Origin of the sequence: Eubacterium sp. AM46-8 (genome assembly GCF_003466705.1) — a bacterium.
Lineage (GTDB): Bacteria > Bacillota > Clostridia > Lachnospirales > Lachnospiraceae > Lachnospira.
Window position 1 is genome coordinate 175,558 of record NZ_QSEU01000004.1, and the last position, 19,251, is coordinate 194,808.

Consider the following 19,251-nt stretch of genomic DNA (forward strand, 5'->3'; position numbering starts at 1 on the left):
CTTTTAATTTCCTCCAAAAATATATTTATACTTCATCTACAAATGCCCATCTGATCATAGCCAGATTACTTCTGTCAAATGTTTTAGTTACATCATCAATGCTAATTGTTACCGTATCTTTATCATATTCCTTAAGAACCCCGGAATATTCCTTAGATTTATCAACAGGACTAAATAATTTAATCTCAATCATTCTGCCAATACTCTTTTCATAATCCTTCTCTTTCTTAAGAGGTCTTGTAAGACCCGGAGAACTTACCTCAAATATATACTGGTCATCAATGTAATTCTCCCTGTCCAGTATCTCATTGAAAGCTCTGCTCACATTCTGGCAGTCATCAATAGTAACTCCGCCTTCTTTGTCAATGTAGACACGCAGATACCAGTCGCTGCCTTCTTTCACGTAGTCAACATCAAAAAGTTCCACGCCGTTAGCTTCAACAACCGGCTGTATAAGTTCTGTTGTCTTAGCTTCATAGCTTTCTCTTTTTCCCATGCAGTACTCACCCTTTCTAAAAATATTCAGTTTTCATATATATGAACGAAAGAGTGGACATCTCTGCCCACTCTTTCCGTATCACATATAGTAGCTTGTAGGGGAATCGAACCCCTGATTCCGCCGTGAGAGGGCGGCGTCTTAGCCTCTTGACCAACAAGCCATAGCTTTCGTTGTCTTGCAGTTGTGTACCGCAGCAACAATGATATCTTAACTCAATTATCGTAATCCGTCAAGCACTTTTTTGAGTTTTTTTTAAAATTTTCAAAAAATATTTCAAAATCTTCAAAAAAGCGCTTAAATACTGGATTTTAAGTCAATTAATAATCTTATGCAAAACTAAAGATTGCTGTAAATACTCCCGCACTTGCGATTCCCATAATCACTCCTGCAAGTAAAACTCCTAACAAAACTGCTATTACACTCTTCTTAAATCCCATATCAAGAAAACTTGCTGCAAGTGTTCCCGTCCATGCACCTGTTCCCGGAAGCGGAATTCCAACAAAAAGTAATAATGCTACAAAAAGACCTCTTCCAGCCTTCTCCTTAAGCTTCTCTCCACCCTTGTGTCCTTTTTCAATACAGAAAGTAAAGAACTTGCCAATATATTTCTTATCCTTTCCCCACTCAAGAACCTTTCTTGCAAAAAGGTAAATAACCGGAACAGGAAGCATATTACCTATTACGCACACAATATATGACTGTAACAATGGTAACTGGAATCCCTGTGATACAGGAATTGCACCTCTAAGCTCAATAAGTGGAACCATAGAAATAAGAAAAATATACAAATACTTTTTTAACATACTATCTCCTATTTAATTAAATAATAAACATTAATTGATAATACATAACATTTGTTAAAAAATCAAGCATATTATATATTCTCAATCTGCCAGTCAATCGGTTCTACCCCATTAGCCTTCAGAAATTCATTGCACTGGCTGAAATGTCTGCAGCCAAAAAAGCCTCTGTACGCAGATAACGGACTCGGATGCGGTGCTTTAAGAATAAGATGTTTCGGATTATTAAGCATTGACGCTTTCCTCTGTGCAGGCGAACCCCACAGCATATACACAATAGGTCTGTCCTGCATATTGACAGCATTAATAACTGCATCCGTAAACTGCTCCCAGCCGTGTCCCTGATGTGAATTAGCCTGGTGCGCTCTTACTGTAAGCACTGTGTTAAGCAGAAGCACTCCCTGGTCGGCCCATTTCTTAAGATACCCGTTATTAGGAATATAACATCCACAGTCATCATGCAGTTCTTTATATATATTCTTAAGTGAAGGCGGTGCTTCCTCTCCGGGAAGTACCGAAAAAGACAGTCCATGTGCCTGATGTACATTATGATAAGGATCCTGACCAAGTATCAGTACCTTAACCTTACTAAGCGGTGTAAAATGAAACGCATTAAATATATCATCTGCCGGAGGATATACAACATATTTGCTGTATTCATCCTTAACAAATGTAAATAATTCCTTGTAATATGGCTTGGAATATTCCGCCTTAATAGCAGGAAGCCAGTCATTATCTATCATTGACATATCCATATCCTCCTACATACGCATAGGAATACCATTATCTGCAAGGTATTTCTTAAGCTCCATAATATCAAGTTCCTTATAATGGAATAGTGAAGCTGCAAGTGCTGCATCTGCTTTTCCCTTAGTAAATGCATCAAGAAAATGTTCTTTACTGCCTGCACCACCTGAAGCAATTACAGGTATTGATACATTTGACGCAATTGTATTAGTAAGCTCAATATCATATCCGGCTTTCGTTCCGTCACAATCCATACTTGTAAGAAGAATCTCTCCTGCTCCAAGCTTTTCTGCCTTCATTGCCCATTCTACAGCATCCATATGCATATCAACTCTTCCGCCATTCTTATATATGCTCCAATGACCATCGCTATTCCTCTTTGCGTCAATTGCAACAACAACACACTGACTTCCAAACTTATCAGCTGCATCTGATATAAGCTGTGGATTCATAATAGCTGCCGAATTAATTGATATCTTATCAGCACCTTCTCTTAAAAGCACCTTAAAATCATCTGTACTTCGTATTCCACCGCCTACCGTAAATGGAATAAATACTCTTTCTGCCACTCTTCTTACAAGATCAACAGTTGTGTTTCTTCCGTCGCTTGATGCAGTAATATCGAGAAATACAAGCTCATCTGCACCTGATTTGTCATACATCGATGCAACCTCAACTGGATCACCTGCATCTCTTAAATCAACAAAATTAGTTCCTTTAACAACTCGTCCATCCTTACAGTCAAGGCATGGTATAATTCTTTTAGTAAACATGAGCAACTCCTTTAAGCAATTATAATGATGCGAAATTCTTTAATATCTTAAGTCCTACATCGCTGCTCTTCTCTGGATGGAACTGGCATGCAAACACATTGCCTCTCTCAACCGAAGCATGAATATGTGTAGTGTATTCGGTAGTTGCAGCAACAATTCCCTCATCTGCTGCCTTAAGATAATAGGAATGTACAAAATATACATATGGGTTACCTTCAAGTCCCTTAAAGAGTCTCGCTTCCGGCTTAACATCAAGAGAATTCCATCCCATATGTGGAATCTTGAAGCCATCCTTAGCAGGAATCTTTAATATCTTTCCTGGGAGAATATCAAGTCCCTCTGCTCCCGGAGTCTCATCACTTTCCTTAAACAAAAGCTGCAGTCCAAGGCATATTCCAAGAAATGGTGTTCCACTCGCAGCAACCTTCTTAATAGTATCAACAAGTCCGAACTTATCAAGATTATTCATGGCATCTCCAAATGAACCAACCCCCGGAAGAATAACCTTATCCGCCTGCAGGATTTCACTTGAATCTCTTGATACGATAACTTCCTCGCCTAATGATACTAAAGCCTTTTCAACGCTGCGCAAGTTGCCAGCATCATAATCGATAATTCCAATCATCCTTCTGTCCTTCCATACACATGTATTCTGTAATAATCAGTAAAATATTATCACAAAAAATTCGTCTTAACAATATTTGACAAGTTCTTTTATAAACTGTGCCCCGTTCATCTCACAGGCGAAAGCCTGTCACTGATTTCCTTAGGAATCTGGTAAAATGTACTATGAACACGGTACAGCTTAGCCTTCTGGTTAATCATGACAATTCTCTCGAATGGCCATCTGATAATGTTAGGATTAGAAAAATCCTCGCCCAGCTCTATAATAACAAGCTTCTTTGCAAGTGAAGAAGAAAGCCATTTGTTATAGAAATCCCACTGTTTCTCCTCTTCTTCGGCAGCAGACTCATTAGCCGGACATACTATACGTCTTTCGTTAAATCCCGCATTTCTTATTCTTCTTTCTTTATCAGTAGATACGATAAAATAATTCACATGCTCCATCGACTCAAAAAGCTTCTTAAGATTATCATTAACCTCTGCATCATCCGAATTATATATCTCTTTTCCAAGTCCGAAAAGCACATAGTCTGCGCTTTTTATATCTTCCATTAAATCGTTATAAATCATACATACCTCCATTTCATAACCAGATGATTATAACATCTTTTTTGAGGATTGTCATCGCTACCTGTTTTGCGCGAGCAGCGATATGCCAGAACTATGTTCTGGCATTGTCGCGGCGCTCCTCGAGAATCTATATAAAGTTCACAGTTTGTGCAAGCACAACTGTGAACTTTCCATATCTTCTCTCATCGCTGCTCACGCAAAAAAGGACGCCATCCATGTCAGATGGCGTCCTATAAGAGGAAGTGTAAAATGAAGAAAATTATCTAAATTAATACCAACGTTATTCACGTTCAAATTTCTTTATCAGCATTATAGCAGATTGTTATTAAAAATACAATCATATTATTAAATAATTATCTTACCGGTCTTATAATGCTTCCGCTGCACAGATAAGTTATAAGGAAATATCCACCATAAATAACTGCAACGAATGCCAGTGTAAGCCCAATAGATGCTGCCATTGAACTCATTCCCATAGTTGCAAGAATTATGTTAATAAACTTAATTCCAAACACAGAATGTATAAGTGCAAGAATCAGTGGAAATGCGAAGAATATTCCAATCTGCTTAAAAAGCGCCATATCAATCATTCTCTCATCAACTCCAAGCTTCCTTAACATTCCATATCGTTCCTTATTGTCTGCACTGTCTGACAATTCTCTCAACGCAAGAATTGCTGCACTGCTTATAAGGAATATAATTCCTAAATATAAGGCAATAAATGTAACTAATGCTCCAAGCCCGACACTGCTTTCAGCCAGGTCAATTCTGGAATTCCAGCTAATGAAGCTCTTTTTAAATGATATATTTTTCATTAAATTGTCTAACTGTGTTTCAATAGAATATCTTTCTTCCTTAGTGTCTGCCCTATAGTCAGCACTAAGCCCCATATTGCGTACCTGCTGTGGTTTTACCGCATTATCAGGCACAACAAGAATCCCATCATTCATATTCTGAACACCAATCTTTACAAAACCATCCTTGCATTCATTATATCTTGGTTTATACTCTTTTCCATTGACAGATAATATAATTCCTTTCTTTAATGCCTGATTCCTAATCATAACCATGTTCTTATAATCTGCCACTATAATATATTCATCGTCATTAAGTTCATACGTACTATTACCATACAGTCTTGCAACAGAATTATAATCGCCAATAGTCATTACCGGCATAATAGCATCTGCCATAAACTGATAATCATCTGTATTAATATCCCCTAATGTATCTTTAACTGTCAATCCGGTGTTGTATATATTATATTCAACAACATCCTTAAAATACTTCTGTGCATCAAATCCACTGTTATTAAGCGTTTCTATTATACTTAATTTGGAATCTTCCAGCATTTCCCTGTCTTTTTCATTCATATTCTGTGATGTGGCATATGCCTCGCTCATCGCATCATATGAATATTTTGCAAGCTGTACATCAACAGGACACATACTGTCCAGATCCTTTGAAAGCGAATCCTTCATTGAAAGTGCTGCAGAAAGCACGCTTATTGTAATAAAAAGCATGATACATATAACAGTTGTCGAGAATACAGTAGTGTTAATCTTGCTGCAGAACTGCCTTAACACAAAGCTGTTCACACCTTTATAATACACACTCTTAATACTTGTGAATATTCTTATCATAAAGCCTGAAACAGACCAGAATATTAAAAATGTAGCGACACAGCCAAGTGCAATAGGAACGCCTATTTTATTAATAATATTTATTGACTCAACACCCCTTGTAACCATCCAGTATGCATAAGAAAGAATACCAACACCTATGACGAATACTATTGTGCAGACAACCGGGTTCTTCATGGTAACCTTCTCAGTTTTCTTACCTGCATTGAGAAGATCAATAAGCTTACATCTGCTAATACTGAATGTGTTAAATATCATAACTAACACATACATAATTGCAAAATATATTAAAGTCTTGATGCATGCCTTCATTGAGAATATGAATTTAAACTTAGTCATATCAGCATCAAACATATTAGCAACAATCACGCTCATAAACTGTGAAAGGATTGTACCAATAACAAGCCCTGCCACAAGTGAAACAATGCCGATAAGCAGTGTCTCAAAGAAAAGAATCACTGAAATCTTTCTCTTGCTCATTCCAAGTGTAAGATATATGCCAAACTCCTTATTACGTCTTTTAATAAGAAAACGGCTTGCATATATAATCAGAAATCCAAGTATGCACGATACGAATACGCTTACTCCTGAAAGCATGTCATTCATCAGCTTGATAATATCCATCACATTTGCTCTTACATCAAGCATAACGCTCTGGCTGTCAATTGCATTAAACACATAGAATATTGCGACACCAAGAATAAGAGTGAAGAAATAGACGGTATAATCCTTTAAACTCTTCCTGATGTTCTTTAATGATATCTTAAAGAGCATTATTAAGGTCGCCTCCTAACAATGTCACAACATCAATGATTTTATCAAAAAATTCTTTTCTTGTAGATTCACCTTTGCGTATCTCATTGAAGATTTTACCGTCTTTGATAAATATCACTCTGCCTGCGTAGCTTGCTGTAAATGCATCATGCGTTACCATAAGAATAGTTGCCAAAAGCTCAGTATTAAGAAAATTAAAGCTCTCAAGTAACATCCTTGATGACCTTGAGTCAAGTGCTCCTGTAGGCTCATCAGCAAGAATAAGCTTTGGATTAGTAATAATGGCTCTTGCACTTGCCACTCTCTGCTTCTGTCCGCCTGACATCTGATAAGGATATTTGTTTAATACATCTTCAATGCCAAGCTCTCTTGCAGTCTGTCTTACTCTTAATTCAATCTCCCTTGCCGGAACATTCTGTATAGAAAGCGCCAGTGCAATATTTTCAAATGCTGTTAAAGTATCAAGAAGATTAAAGTCCTGAAAGATAAAGCCTAACTCCTCTCTTCTGAACTTGTTAAGCTTATTACCCTTTAACTGGGTAATCTCATTGCCTCCGACATATATCTTACCTGTAGTCACCTTATCAAGTGTTGATATACAGTTAAGAAGAGTCGTCTTTCCTGAACCACTCGCTCCCATTATAGAAACGAATTCTCCCTTTCCAACCTCAAACGAAATATTGTCAATCGCTTTGGTAAGGCTTGATTTGTTTCCATAATACTTTTCAATGTTATCAATCTTAAGTATTGTTTCCATAATAATTAATTCCTTTCATATAGATTAATTATGTTTTACCACTTAACTAATCCGGTGTCGTTTGTTCAATATTACGGAACATTACAATTTTGTAACATTACTCCAGTACTATGTAATGAAACTATTAACAGGTTTTATTGATAATTCTGCCATCTGATATCTCTATTATCTCATCAGATAACTGGTCAAGTTCTTCCTTATCATGACATGCAATAATTATTACCGCTCCTCTTTTCTTCTGTTCTTCTAATATATCATGAACCTTCTCAACACTGACATCATCAAGTGCATTAATCGGCTCGTCAAGAATAATAATATCAGGATTTTCCATAATTGCTGCCGCAATTCCTAACTTCTGCTTCATTCCCAGAGAATACTTTCTGTAAGTTCTCTTATCATCAGGGTCAAGTCCTATATCCTTAAGTGCCTTTCTAATCTGTTCATCGCTTACTCTGTTCTGAATAGATGCCAGCACCTTAAGATTCTTAAGCCCTGTATAATTACCTATAAATGAAGGATTCTCAATTAACACGCCTATACTTTCCGGAAAAGATATATCTTTTCCAAGTATCTTTCCATCAATATCAATTATTCCTGAATCCGGAGTAATAAGCCCGCATATTGCACGCATAAGCATAGTCTTTCCCGAACCATTCTTTCCTCTTAATCCATATACCTTTCCACCTGTGAATTCCAGATTAATATCCCTTAATATTGGTGCTTTCTTTATTGTCTTATTAACATCTGTTATTTTAATATACATTTTTTAATCCTCCCTCACAAGAATATCTTTTTTATTAAATCCAATCATTCCTGCCACATACACAACAATATACACGACAATGCATACTGCGACTGACTGCCATACCTGTATTCTCTGTGCATTATACACACTGCTTCTTACCACCATAGAATTATTTCCTATCATAATCGGATTGTTTATAAATACTGACATAACATTCCATGCCATAACTGCGAGCATGCCAATCATCGGATTCGTAAACATGGAGATTGTCATCTGAACCAGTGCTGTTACCAAAGAAACAACAACCGGCATTACAAGCATATACACTATAATCCACACATTTGCCGTATTATCCGGGACAGACTTATTACTAATCTTTTCAAAAAGCTCATAATTAACCTTCATACTCAGGTTTCCATTGTATAATCCATATACAAATGCTGTTGCATACTGAATTGCATATACAGAAAGTACAGTCAGGCAGTTCCACAGACATTTACTGTTCCACCATAATCTTCTGCTTCTGCATTTCATAAGAAAATCAATCCCTACGCCTTCACAGTCATCATTGCAATAACTGTATATCATGAATGGCACAAGAAACTGAATCAGCATCCATACAAAAGGAAATACAATCTTTCCCTCCTTAATAATAAGAACAGGATCATAGCCTCCCTGAATAAAGAATATCGTATCCATCATTCCAAATTCATGATTTCCTAATATTATCAGCACTCCGGCAAGCATAAGAACAGCGATTAAGTATCTGAATCTGTCAGCATAGAAACCTCTTTCAATATCATGCCATATAACGCCTCTTATACTTTTGTTACTCATCTTCTTTTTTGTATTCATAATACTCACGCTTTCTTTGAAGAATAAGACCTGCAATAATCAGAACAGCCATAATTAAAGCAGCTATGCCAAGCTTTCTGGCGCACTCATTAGAACTATACCATGCAGCCCCGAATATAATCATTTTATGATAGGTAAGCGGTATAAATATATCTACTCCTGCAAATATAATAACAGCCGCACCTGATATAACATCTGATGAAAATATAATCTCGCATATAATTCCTATAAAACATGTTATTGCAATCATCAAAGCCATTAATATCCAGTAAACAAACATTACCTGCATACCTGTTACCTGACCTGCCGGCAATACATCCATATTCGTTAATTTATAACTTGAATAACTGTTCCAGTTAAAAAATACATCAAACTTAGTTGCTGCATATGCAATTGCAGCCAGTTCATATATTAACGACAGCACTGCCGAATACACTATCGTACAGATACTCTGCCACAGATATATTCCTGCCCTCGAACTGTATTTCAGAATTATCATTGGATCTCTGTCGCATTTCATCATTCTCTGATTGCATACAGCTGCTATAATCATCATCAGTGGAAACACATAATTCTGTGACATACAGGTCAATACATCTAATACACACGGTGTTCCCGACGCATTTCTTTGTAAAGACCTTAAGAAAATTGTAAGCAGAACTTCCTGTGAAATAACTGCTCCTACAAGCCAGAACAGCATTTCTGTATTAACATATCTTCTTTTTAATTCATTCCACATATTATTTACCCATTCTCACATACTTACCCGGAGTTACTGAGAAATACAACTGCCATTCTTCTTTATTCAGCTTATCAGCATTTATGCTGTGAGGAAATGATATGCTGTGGATAAGGAAAGGTATATCTACAGTAATGCTTGTCCCCTGCTCAAACTTAGAAAAATTAACCTCTTTGTTAATATCTCTTATATAATCATTAGATATTCCCTGCGAGAAAGCTCCCGATGCCAGTCTGATATCTGCATAAGGAAATCCTTTCATCTCTCCCGTTATATCTAAAGTACATTCAGCAACCATCACATATAAATCATCCTGCTCATCACTTATGTCTTTTCTTTTATCAATTCCATACTCATTCAAAAAATCTTCAATTGACATAACCTTATAACTGCTGACAGATGCCGAATATCCATTCAATTCAACCGATTCATTAAGCTCATATTCAGTTACACTTCCCTGTGGATACATCTTATTGACTTTAACTATATAGAACGCTGCCACTCCCGCCAATATACATACTAACGCTATTATTAATATTTTCTTCTTCATATCAGATTGCATCCTTTCTTCTGCTTCGTACAAAATACGATACTGTTATCAGCACTATTAACATCACCATATCAATTATCATAAATTTCAGTTCAGAATAACGCAGTTTGGATGCTGTCAGATATTCCATAGGACCATCTCTTCCAATAGATGAACAAACAATATAATAAAAGAAATACATCATGAATGGTGTAAGTGCGACCATAAACCTGTTATTTACAAGGTCTGCAAATATGTATGCAATACAGTTAATAAGTCCAAATCCCACAAATGCAAATAAAAATACTATAACAGCCATTGCAAACGGTGCTTTAAAAAATAAATCTCCAAAAACTGACAGTTTCGAGAAATTAAACTGTGAGCTGACCGATTCTGGCTTAAAAGCTGGCAAAATCATAGCTGTCACAACAAATGATATAACAAGCGGAAAGCTTGCCACAAAACCGCCTACTATAAACTGGGTAAAAAGCTTTGCTTTGTAATACTTCTTTTTATCAATTCTTGTAAATATATTATTAACATAGTGCTTTTTCACATCCATCAATATGCTTATAGAATATGGCAATGCTGTCAGCAGCGGCATAATAAAGTAATAAAGAAATACATATGAACCTGGTCTTACCCCCATCCACTTCATATACAGTCCCGGAAGCTGTATACCGCTGTATTTCCCCATCTCAAGCAGTTTATCTAATGTTTTTCTTGCTGGAATAATCTCGTTCCATATATTAAACCCTACGATAATTAACCCTATTGCTACTGATATAATAAGCATCTTATTCTTAAATGCTCTTTCCAATTCTATTTTAATTAATTTATTCATTTTCTCCTCCCGGTTCATGTATGATTGCTAATGGTCCTATATATGGTGAATTTCTTAGATGAAAATTCAATGCAATTATGTCGTTCTCAACTTCTTCATCTGTAAATATACAATATAATATTAAATTTTTTGTTTCTCCTTTTTCAAAACTAAAATTTGTTTTTCCAATTTTATTGGCTTCTGCATCTGAACCAACCGTTCCTGCATTTTTAATAGGTTCAAATGTTCCATCGTCATTCAAACTATCTATAAACCATGAAGTCTGGAAAACATTATAATCATCATCCACATCATTATCATTAATATCTTTAGTTAATTCTAATTCGATAGCTGCATAGAAATAATCTGATATAAAATTATTATTATCATCCATGCTGTCTTTCTTATTTGTCAATCCATAATCAATCCTATTTATATCAAAATCACACTGTCTTGATATTCTGCAATCGTTGACTCTTACATGGTATACATTATATGTAGTCCTATCGTTTTCATCATACTTACGATTTATGTCTATTTCTCTCCTTATTTCAAATTCTTCCCCATACCCAGCAACTTCTATTCCTTGATAAGGTTTACTTTCTGTAGAATCATTTTTTACATTTTCTGCTGACTTTTCAGTCTCTGTCTGACTTGTTGCAAGTGTCGGCATTTCTTTTTTCAGCTTATCTAATGCACCATTCTTAACCCCTATTAGAATTGCCAATAACAATACCGCAATAACAACTATACTTATTACTGCACTTTTTATTTTCTTCTTCATATCTTCTCCCTATTAGAATGCTCCTTAAATTTTAATCAAATGCATGAGTACTTAACTTATTTAATTTGCTTCTGGTTCATGTACGATTGCTAATGTTCCTTTATCCGGTGACCCATCAATATGAAAATCTATCGCTAATGTTTCACTTTCAAATTCTTCGTCAGTTATTAAAAAATACAATGTTATTGTTTTAGTTTCTCCTTTTTCAAAATATACATTTCCATGCTTATCAAGTACATCTGAACCAACAGCTCCACTATTACTAATACGCTGTAATATTCCATCACTATCTATTTTCCCTATAAACCATACTGTCTTAAACGAACTAATTTCTCCATCTGGAGGTACATCATGATCATTAATATCTTTGTTAACATTTAATTTCACAGTTACATAATAATAGTCTGATATGAAATTATTATTATCATCCATGCTGTCTTTTTTATTTGTCAATCCATAATCAATCCTATTTATATCAAAATCACATTCTCTTGATATATCTACTGACTTTACGGTTACATTGAAAACATTATATGTATCTCTATTATTTTCATCATATCCATATCTTATATCCCAATCTATTAATTCAAACTCCTGTCCTATATTTACTATATCTCTTTTTCTAGAATTTCTTACCCTAGAAGAGTTACTGCTTTCATTTTTTTCAGACTCATTTTCTGCTGACTTCTTTGTCTCTGTCTGACTTGTTGCAAGTGTCGGCATTTCTTTTGTCAACTTATCTATTGCTCCATTCTTAACCCCTATTAGAATTGACAATAACAATACCGCTATAATTGTTATACTTATTACTGCACTTTTTATTTTCTTCTTCATATCTGCTCCTTATACTAAAAAGACTGTACATTGAATTTCATCAACGTACAGTCTTAATGTAATTCCCTATTCACTTCTTTTCAAGAGCATATGCACAAGCGGTCGTTTTTCTGCACAAGTGGTAATTAATCTTTATCTTTTTTTACATATTTGGTTGAAAGGAATATATGACATGTTACTTTTCCATCCTTTTCCTCATACCTGATTTCCCCATTATATTTGTCAACAATATCCCTTATGCTCTTCGTACCAATTCCATGATTATTCTTATCAAGCTTAGTAGTCAGGAACGGATTCTTTCTGTTAAGAAATGTTTCTTTAACAGGATTCTCCACATCCATGAATATTCCACCTCTGCTTGTTATCTCAACATTGACATACGGATCACTGCATTTTGCTGCTGCCTCAATGGCATTATCAATTACATTTCCGGCAAGAATACACATATCTATATCATCAATCAGTCCAACCTGACCAAGTACCATACATGTAAATGCTATATTCTGCTTTTCACATTTATCATTCTTATCATTAAGAATATAGTTGAGCGTTCTATTATCACAGTATTTTCTATAAGCATATGAGTTAATTTTCTCACTCATTATATTCTTTAAGAAATCTTCCGCCTTATCATAATTGTTGTCATCCATATAACCAATTGCAGAAGTCAGGCACTGCTTAAGGTCGTGTCTTAACTTTCTGCTTTCTTCATACATTTTCTGGACACGTTCAACCTCAAACTGTTCATTTGCATATTCTATCCTTTTATTAATCTCCTCAGTCCTGTTAAAAAAGTCCTGCATCCAATGTCCGATTATTTCAAATGTTAAAACTGTCACAATTAATATTCCAGCGGTCTCTACCCCATAATTATATGTGTCATATATGCCTGTTCCAAAGAATAATCCCGCCAGCACTGAACTTACACATATCTGTATGAACATCATTTCCAGATTATCCAATTCCCAGTATTTTATAATTACTGCAGACAGATAGACTACAAACATATATAATTCCACAATCAGATATATGATACATATTGCTATTATATCAGCCTGATTAGCAGATAATATGGCTATTCCGATACAATTTATCAGTGATATTTCCAGTATTACCTTAATTGTTATCTGTTCTATATACTGTACAATCAGAATGGCAATGATAATCATTAGTTCCATTATCACCCATGGATTAATTCCATAATATGTCATTATATAGACTGCTGCCCCTGCACCCACTAACAGAACCATCTTAATCACATGTATTATATTATCTCCCGTCAGCTTCCTTATCTTGTCCATAATAAATATTACACCTGTATTCATTACACACAGGAATACACATGTAAGCACTATATTAATTATATCCATCATACCTGTTTCCTACCTGTTATTATCAAACATGAATTTTCTGTATTCTTCTATGACATCTTTCTTCCTGCGCCTGCTTATAGGAACACGCTCGTTATTATACATCACAAATACATCGTTATCTTCATCAATGCACTTAATATATTTCATATTAATAAGCACGCCCTTGCTTGACTGCACAAATCCATATTTTTCAAGCTCTGCAACATGCTTACTATACGAATCTGCCAATAATATTTCTCCTTTAAGACTTTTGACACATATCTTTCTTTTCTGCGTTGCAATTGAAACAACCCTGTCAACATAGAATTTCTCTCCACCCAGTTCTATTACCTGCCTCATCTTTATCAGTTTATCAACTATCTTTACCATCATTCTTGTAAATTCACGGTCAAATCTGTCTTTAACTATATACCCAAGCGGTCTGAATCTGAATGCTTCATAAACCAGATTCTCATGAGATGTAACAAATATTATAATTGCGTCATTATTCATTAATACTATCTGTTCCGCAATATCAAATCCATTCTCATCGCCCAGTTCAAGGTCAAGAAATACCATATCATAAGCATTGTCTGAATAATTACTAATAATTGTCTGACCGTCATTGTAGATATCCACCTGACAATCTTCTCCCTGAAAATACTGCTTAAATACATCTTTTATAGTCGTCCGTTCCTTCTCACAGAACTCTCTGTTGTCATCACATACTGCCACTTTCATTGCTGTCTGTTATCTCCTTATAGAAATCATTCTTGTAAAATGTAATCTTCACCCGTGTATATTCGCCCTTTACCGACTCAATACTTATGGCATGTCCTAACTTGTCACACAGCTTCTTTACAATATAAAGTCCCATTCCTGTTGCCTTGGAGAACTCTCTTCCATTCTCCCCTGTAAATGATTTGTCAAAAACTCTCGGCAAATCTGACGCATTTATGCCAATTCCATTATCCAGTATTTCAAGGACAACACATTTTTTATCCTCTGCTGCCGACATCTTTATATACGACTCTGCCTTTGTCTTATCCTTGTACTTTATGCTGTTATTCACTATCTGGTTAAGCATGAATTCCATCCACTTTGCATCTGTAAGAACAATCCTGTCTGCATTGCTCACTTCAAATGTGATATCATTTTCAAGCAGATCATCCTTATTCTTTAATGCTACATTACTTATAATCTTAGACAGTCTGGCATCGTTAATTATATAGTCTTTTTCTGCATTTTCGCTTCTCACATAATAAAGAATCTGCTCAATATAGTTATTGATTCTGCGAATCTGCGTATTCATCCTGTCCGCAAATTCTTTATCACATTTATCCATGTTATTATGAAGCATGAGTGTAAGTGAGGCTATCGGAAGCTTTATCTCATGAATCCACATTTCAACATACTCTTTGAACTGCTCCATTCCCTGCCTGTATCGTTTAACATTCTCCGTCATCGACCTGTCTATGTCACTCACAGAATCATAGAAAATCTGCCCTTCATAGAAAGCCGGCCTGACAATTGTCTCTGTAATAAGATATTTCTCTTCAAGTGCAGCTATGTTAGCCTCCAGTTCGTCATAGAACTTCTTTCTGTGGTAATAATCTGCCAGCACAACTGCAATATAGCATATTATCATTATAAATATTTCTGCAATTATTAACTGGACAGACACCTTGAATGCCGCCATCATAAGTACGCTTATGATAAGCATTGCCACAAATATGCACACTGAATACAGTCTGTCTTTAATATATTTTCCTGACTTCATACGAGAATATATCCCTGTCCCTTTCTTGTCTCAATAACATCTTCTAGACCAATATCTTTAAATCTGCCTCTTAATCTGCTTATATTCACAGTCAGTGCATTGTCATTAAGATACTCCTCATTGTTCCACAGCTCAGTCATAAGCTCATCTCTTGAAACTATATGCTCCCTGTGTGATAACAGATACATGAATATTGTCATTTCATTTTTAGTAAGAGTTATCTCGTCATCCTTATACTTAATAACACCCTTGTGTGGCAGTATTTCCATTCCACGGTAAGTTGTTGTATTATCTGACTTCGCACCAAGCCGCTTAAATACCGCATTAATCCTTAACAGAAGTATTGTCGGATTATACGGCTTTGTTATATAATCGTCTGCCCCATAACTCATGGAAAGCACCTCGTCAGCCTCTGAATCCCTGCTTGTAACCATAATAACCGGCACATCTGATTTACTCCTTAACTGCTGCAAAAGCATTTCCCCATTCATATACGGAATATTGATATCAAGCAGAACAAGATCCGGCTCTGCAGCAATAATACTGTCACATGCATTTTTAAAATTAGACAGAACCTCTGCCTCATACCCTGAATTTTCCAGCAGCTCCTTAAGCTCCCTGCTTATATCTTTATCATCTTCAACAATCAGAATTCTGTTCATTATAAGTTCCTCACTGCATTTTGATATAAATGTATTGTAAACTGTTTCACTAAAAAAAGACAGAGAAAACTCAAAAAGGTTTCTCTGTCTTTTGATAAATATAAGCAGTTTTTGGGTCTGTAACTGATTCCACTTCCTGTTAGAAGCTGTGACCGCCGCCACTTCCTCCACCACCGCCGGATGAGCCGCCTCCGCCGCCTCCGCCTGACGAACCGCCAGAACTTGATTCTCGTGGAGAATATGTTTTTGTCTGATGTGTAAATACAACATTACAATTATTAAATGCCCTGTACTCAAACAATCCATTCATAAGGCTCTTGGTTGATGCCTTTTTCTTTGAGGAGTACACACGCACAATTATATAATTAATAACAACTGCAATAACAATCGCAAGCAATGCGTTACTTATATATTTCATTGGCTGTGCAATCTTTCTTCCCTGAAGCAGCGTATATTCCTGCTCATATACCTTCATCGCACATATATAATAGTCTGCATCAGATGCATAAGTATACACATTGTCGGTAATTGTTTCTGCATATGCCTTATTAATTGTCCTGTTAATAGCACCATTACTATGTATCCATATATTTCTGTTATCCATATCAATAACGAATATCGTTCCGCTCTCAGAGCCATATTTTTCTCTGTACAGAGACTTAATATAACTCTCTGTCGAAGTGCTGTTATAGCTTATAGAGTTAAACATTACATTACCATAAGTGGTAATTAATTTCATCTTATCCAGAAGCATGTTCTTCTCAGAAACTGATAAAAGTAATGCATCATCAACAATCACTGCTTCATAGCCTGTATCCGGATTAACATAGCAGAAATCCTGATTAGCATAATCTTCAACCTCATAGCCTGTATCAGCATATACTCTGCCTCCTGCCAATGCGATACTTAGAACTGCTACAAGAAAGGTCAGTAAAAATGTTATTTTTCTACGCATTATCATTACCTCCCTTGTAATTATCAAACTGTGGCAGTCTTCTTGTTGCAAGCACATTGTAATACTTAATAAGCTCAACAAGTGTAAACATCAGCGAAGCAAGCACAAATATAACTGCACCATAATAAAAAAGGTCAGATACCGGATTAATAAGCAGAATCAGTGTTGAAACAGCCAATGCTACAAGTGCGCCTACACTTCCCGGCACATTTTTTCCTCCTGATACTTCTTTATATGTCTTGCAATTACCAAGCGTAATAATAACGCCTATAGCAAAACACGCCGCACTGACGAAAAAAGAGGAACCCACTGAAAATACTGCACTAAATATAGAAAAAGCAAACATAAAATTAGGAATTGCAACCATGCATATTGCAAATATAACAACCCCCTTCAGCAATGGTGCCATCTTATTTTTTTCTTTCTTACTTACTCTTTTAATCCTTGCATTATTTCTGCCATCAGACATCTGTTTTGCCAGATTATCATTATCTGTTCCGGCTTTATATCTGCGGCTGGAAAGCTTTGATTCTTCCCATGAGCCTCTGTCATCAAGCTTCTGGTCCCGTCTCTTTATTTTTCCCAGTTCAAACACATACAATATTATTGTAATCAGTGCTATTACAGCTGCAACATTAAGTGTTACCTTCGGTCTTAATGTGAAGAACATATTAAGTAATATAAATATCGGAACAGCCAGAAGTGCCGACCCAGCAAAATATCTGCCAATAGAAACCGGTAAATCTGCCGATACTTTTCCAGTCTGACCATTGACCGTTGCATATGCAACTCTGTCCCTGTTCCTATACGACAGAAACCACACTGGATACAATGTCCTGTCAACAGACTCAATCACCGCATTACATTTGGATTTAATAGTACTTTCTGTTTCACGAAGTGATACCCCTCCAAGCGGAATATTATTGGCTACATAATCATATGTCTCCTCACCAGCCATATCAATTGCATCATTCATATAAACATCACACCCGACATCTGCCGTATCAGCATAAAACCCGCTAAGAAATGCCGGCGTGAATCCCGCCATATTCTTAACATCATACGGTGCAATCGCCTCACTTATATTATCATCAAATGAAGATGACGCATCAAACGATATTCCCTTATACTGACAGTCCATATCACCGTTAATATCAAAATGGTCCGTATAAATGTAATCTCCCCGTCTTTTGCTTTTCTCTCCTCTTAATACAACAGGACCTTTCTGTGATACATGATAAGCCCAGTATGGCATATAGATTCCCCTGAAACCATCAATATATTTTTCATCTTTTAATTCCTTAGGTGCAAACCATGCACGCTTCATCATCTTCTTATATTGATTCTTACAATCCTGCTTGGTTTTGCTGAACGGAATAATATATCCCGGACGGAGTTCTTTGGAAATTCTGCTTTCCAGAACTGTAGATGCTCCACAGAAGCTGCAGAAATCAGCAATCGTATTATCTGTACTCATAATTTCACCGCCACACTGCGGACACTTGAATACCGTAACATCATACTCTTTACTTTCTTCAGCCGAATTTCCTTCTCCAAGATTATATGGATTATAATGTGTATTACAATGCTCACATAACATCGACTGTGACGATATATCGAAAATTAACCGTCCGCCACAATTAGGACACTGATACATTCATTCTCTCCCCTCATATGTAATAACTTAATTCAAAGTTATGCTAATTGTAGCACCCATTATTAATCTTTTCAAACCCACATTTAGTATGAAAACGCACAAAAAAAGCAGGTCCTGCGACCTGCCTGAATACATTATATTTCATATTGCTCTTTCAAAACTGCACATTAAAATTCTTTCATCCGATTACTCTTAAGAATAACTCTCTTTGTTCTATCCAAACCGTCTTAACCTTTTCTCTTGGTTAAGCCCTCGACCTATTAGTACAGATCAGCTCCATATGTCACCACACTTCCACCTTCTGCCTATCTACCTCGTCGTCTTCAAGGGGTCTTACTAACTTACGTTA

Annotated in this window: 21 protein-coding genes, 1 tRNA gene and 1 rRNA gene; all 23 read right to left on the reverse strand. The window is 36.0% G+C overall.

Going from position 1 to position 19,251, the window contains the following annotated elements; genetic code table 11:
• Window positions 1-25 precede the first annotated feature (25 nt).
• The gene (gene rimP / locus DW963_RS04395; RefSeq protein ID WP_012739128.1) at window positions 26-496 is read right to left on the reverse strand and encodes a ribosome maturation factor RimP; all 471 of its coding nucleotides are present in this window, start codon (window positions 494-496) and stop codon (window positions 26-28) included.
• Window positions 497-587: 91 nt separating this feature from the next.
• Window positions 588-659, reverse strand: a tRNA-Glu gene (locus tag DW963_RS04400).
• A 166-nt stretch (window positions 660-825) separates the two neighbouring features.
• The gene (locus tag DW963_RS04405; protein WP_012739127.1) at window positions 826-1,302 is read right to left on the reverse strand and encodes a COG2426 family protein; all 477 of its coding nucleotides are present in this window, start codon (window positions 1,300-1,302) and stop codon (window positions 826-828) included.
• A 71-nt stretch (window positions 1,303-1,373) separates the two neighbouring features.
• Window positions 1,374-2,048 (reverse strand): uracil-DNA glycosylase, encoded by a 675-nt coding sequence (locus DW963_RS04410; RefSeq protein WP_117913999.1) that lies wholly within the window; start codon window positions 2,046-2,048, stop codon window positions 1,374-1,376.
• A gap of 12 nt (window positions 2,049-2,060) precedes the next feature.
• Complete coding sequence (gene hisF / locus DW963_RS04415; protein ID WP_012739125.1) at window positions 2,061-2,819, reverse strand: imidazole glycerol phosphate synthase subunit HisF; 759 nt, start codon at window positions 2,817-2,819, stop codon at window positions 2,061-2,063.
• A 19-nt stretch (window positions 2,820-2,838) separates the two neighbouring features.
• Entirely contained in the window at window positions 2,839-3,444 is a 606-nt protein-coding gene (hisH, locus tag DW963_RS04420; protein WP_117914000.1) for an imidazole glycerol phosphate synthase subunit HisH, read from the reverse strand.
• Between the two features lie 107 nt (window positions 3,445-3,551).
• The gene (locus DW963_RS04425; protein ID WP_117914001.1) at window positions 3,552-4,013 is read right to left on the reverse strand and encodes a hypothetical protein; all 462 of its coding nucleotides are present in this window, start codon (window positions 4,011-4,013) and stop codon (window positions 3,552-3,554) included.
• Between the two features lie 353 nt (window positions 4,014-4,366).
• Window positions 4,367-6,430: an ABC transporter permease gene (locus DW963_RS04430; protein WP_117914002.1), complete on the reverse strand. Its 2,064-nt coding sequence runs from the start codon at window positions 6,428-6,430 to the stop codon at window positions 4,367-4,369.
• Complete coding sequence (locus DW963_RS04435) at window positions 6,420-7,187, reverse strand: ABC transporter ATP-binding protein (protein WP_117914003.1); 768 nt, start codon at window positions 7,185-7,187, stop codon at window positions 6,420-6,422. The genes DW963_RS04430 and DW963_RS04435 overlap by 11 nt, the downstream gene beginning before the upstream one ends.
• A gap of 124 nt (window positions 7,188-7,311) precedes the next feature.
• Window positions 7,312-7,950 carry an ATP-binding cassette domain-containing protein gene (locus DW963_RS04440; protein ID WP_117914004.1) on the reverse strand — a complete coding sequence of 213 codons (639 nt, stop codon included), beginning with the start codon at window positions 7,948-7,950 and terminating at the stop codon, window positions 7,312-7,314.
• A gap of 3 nt (window positions 7,951-7,953) precedes the next feature.
• Window positions 7,954-8,787 carry a DUF2705 family protein gene (locus tag DW963_RS04445; RefSeq protein ID WP_117914005.1) on the reverse strand — a complete coding sequence of 278 codons (834 nt, stop codon included), beginning with the start codon at window positions 8,785-8,787 and terminating at the stop codon, window positions 7,954-7,956.
• Window positions 8,762-9,526, reverse strand: a complete 765-nt coding sequence (locus DW963_RS04450; protein ID WP_117914006.1) for a hypothetical protein — start codon at window positions 9,524-9,526, stop codon at window positions 8,762-8,764. The genes DW963_RS04445 and DW963_RS04450 overlap by 26 nt, the downstream gene beginning before the upstream one ends.
• A 1-nt stretch (window position 9,527) precedes the next feature.
• Window positions 9,528-10,076 (reverse strand): DUF5028 domain-containing protein, encoded by a 549-nt coding sequence (locus tag DW963_RS04455; RefSeq protein WP_147347576.1) that lies wholly within the window; start codon window positions 10,074-10,076, stop codon window positions 9,528-9,530.
• Between the two features lies 1 nt (window position 10,077).
• A complete protein-coding gene (locus DW963_RS04460) occupies window positions 10,078-10,899 on the reverse strand; it encodes a hypothetical protein (protein ID WP_117914008.1) in 822 nt (273 codons plus the stop codon).
• The gene (locus DW963_RS04465) at window positions 10,892-11,662 is read right to left on the reverse strand and encodes a hypothetical protein (protein ID WP_117914009.1); all 771 of its coding nucleotides are present in this window, start codon (window positions 11,660-11,662) and stop codon (window positions 10,892-10,894) included. Before DW963_RS04465 ends, DW963_RS04460 begins: the two co-directional genes overlap by 8 nt.
• A gap of 60 nt (window positions 11,663-11,722) precedes the next feature.
• Window positions 11,723-12,496: a hypothetical protein gene (locus tag DW963_RS04470; protein WP_117914010.1), complete on the reverse strand. Its 774-nt coding sequence runs from the start codon at window positions 12,494-12,496 to the stop codon at window positions 11,723-11,725.
• A 125-nt stretch (window positions 12,497-12,621) separates the two neighbouring features.
• Window positions 12,622-13,869 (reverse strand): sensor histidine kinase, encoded by a 1,248-nt coding sequence (locus tag DW963_RS04475; protein ID WP_117914011.1) that lies wholly within the window; start codon window positions 13,867-13,869, stop codon window positions 12,622-12,624.
• Between the two features lie 9 nt (window positions 13,870-13,878).
• Complete coding sequence (locus tag DW963_RS04480) at window positions 13,879-14,589, reverse strand: LytR/AlgR family response regulator transcription factor (RefSeq protein WP_117914012.1); 711 nt, start codon at window positions 14,587-14,589, stop codon at window positions 13,879-13,881.
• Complete coding sequence (locus tag DW963_RS04485) at window positions 14,570-15,628, reverse strand: sensor histidine kinase (protein ID WP_117914013.1); 1,059 nt, start codon at window positions 15,626-15,628, stop codon at window positions 14,570-14,572. Before DW963_RS04485 ends, DW963_RS04480 begins: the two co-directional genes overlap by 20 nt.
• Window positions 15,625-16,452, reverse strand: a complete 828-nt coding sequence (locus DW963_RS04490; protein WP_353652768.1) for a response regulator transcription factor — start codon at window positions 16,450-16,452, stop codon at window positions 15,625-15,627. The genes DW963_RS04485 and DW963_RS04490 overlap by 4 nt, the downstream gene beginning before the upstream one ends.
• Window positions 16,430-17,245, reverse strand: coding sequence for a TPM domain-containing protein (locus tag DW963_RS04495; protein ID WP_158568614.1), 816 nt, complete (start codon window positions 17,243-17,245; stop codon window positions 16,430-16,432). The genes DW963_RS04490 and DW963_RS04495 overlap by 23 nt, the downstream gene beginning before the upstream one ends.
• Window positions 17,238-18,902 carry a primosomal protein N' gene (locus tag DW963_RS04500; RefSeq protein ID WP_117914016.1) on the reverse strand — a complete coding sequence of 555 codons (1,665 nt, stop codon included), beginning with the start codon at window positions 18,900-18,902 and terminating at the stop codon, window positions 17,238-17,240. The genes DW963_RS04495 and DW963_RS04500 overlap by 8 nt, the downstream gene beginning before the upstream one ends.
• A 240-nt stretch (window positions 18,903-19,142) precedes the next feature.
• Window positions 19,143-19,251, reverse strand: a 23S ribosomal RNA gene (locus tag DW963_RS04505); the annotation flags it as partial.

Coding starts and splice junctions, on each gene's coding strand:
- DW963_RS04480 (WP_117914012.1), bottom strand. CDS start 14,589: ATGAAAGTGGCAGTATGTGATGACAACAGAGAGTTCTGTGAGAAGGAA.
- rimP (WP_012739128.1), bottom strand. CDS start 496: ATGGGAAAAAGAGAAAGCTATGAAGCTAAGACAACAGAACTTATACAG.
- DW963_RS04500 (WP_117914016.1), bottom strand. CDS start 18,902: ATGTATCAGTGTCCTAATTGTGGCGGACGGTTAATTTTCGATATATCG.
- DW963_RS04435 (WP_117914003.1), bottom strand. CDS start 7,187: ATGGAAACAATACTTAAGATTGATAACATTGAAAAGTATTATGGAAAC.
- DW963_RS04440 (WP_117914004.1), bottom strand. CDS start 7,950: ATGTATATTAAAATAACAGATGTTAATAAGACAATAAAGAAAGCACCA.
- DW963_RS04485 (WP_117914013.1), bottom strand. CDS start 15,628: ATGAAGTCAGGAAAATATATTAAAGACAGACTGTATTCAGTGTGCATA.
- DW963_RS04450 (WP_117914006.1), bottom strand. CDS start 9,526: ATGTGGAATGAATTAAAAAGAAGATATGTTAATACAGAAATGCTGTTC.
- DW963_RS04430 (WP_117914002.1), bottom strand. CDS start 6,430: ATGCTCTTTAAGATATCATTAAAGAACATCAGGAAGAGTTTAAAGGAT.
- DW963_RS04405 (WP_012739127.1), bottom strand. CDS start 1,302: ATGTTAAAAAAGTATTTGTATATTTTTCTTATTTCTATGGTTCCACTT.
- hisH (WP_117914000.1), bottom strand. CDS start 3,444: ATGATTGGAATTATCGATTATGATGCTGGCAACTTGCGCAGCGTTGAA.
- DW963_RS04460 (WP_117914008.1), bottom strand. CDS start 10,899: ATGAATAAATTAATTAAAATAGAATTGGAAAGAGCATTTAAGAATAAG.
- DW963_RS04425 (WP_117914001.1), bottom strand. CDS start 4,013: ATGATTTATAACGATTTAATGGAAGATATAAAAAGCGCAGACTATGTG.
- DW963_RS04475 (WP_117914011.1), bottom strand. CDS start 13,869: ATGATGGATATAATTAATATAGTGCTTACATGTGTATTCCTGTGTGTA.
- hisF (WP_012739125.1), bottom strand. CDS start 2,819: ATGTTTACTAAAAGAATTATACCATGCCTTGACTGTAAGGATGGACGA.
- DW963_RS04495 (WP_158568614.1), bottom strand. CDS start 17,245: ATGCGTAGAAAAATAACATTTTTACTGACCTTTCTTGTAGCAGTTCTA.
- DW963_RS04470 (WP_117914010.1), bottom strand. CDS start 12,496: ATGAAGAAGAAAATAAAAAGTGCAGTAATAAGTATAACAATTATAGCG.
- DW963_RS04410 (WP_117913999.1), bottom strand. CDS start 2,048: ATGTCAATGATAGATAATGACTGGCTTCCTGCTATTAAGGCGGAATAT.
- DW963_RS04455 (WP_147347576.1), bottom strand. CDS start 10,076: ATGAAGAAGAAAATATTAATAATAGCGTTAGTATGTATATTGGCGGGA.
- DW963_RS04445 (WP_117914005.1), bottom strand. CDS start 8,787: ATGAATACAAAAAAGAAGATGAGTAACAAAAGTATAAGAGGCGTTATA.
- DW963_RS04465 (WP_117914009.1), bottom strand. CDS start 11,662: ATGAAGAAGAAAATAAAAAGTGCAGTAATAAGTATAGTTGTTATTGCG.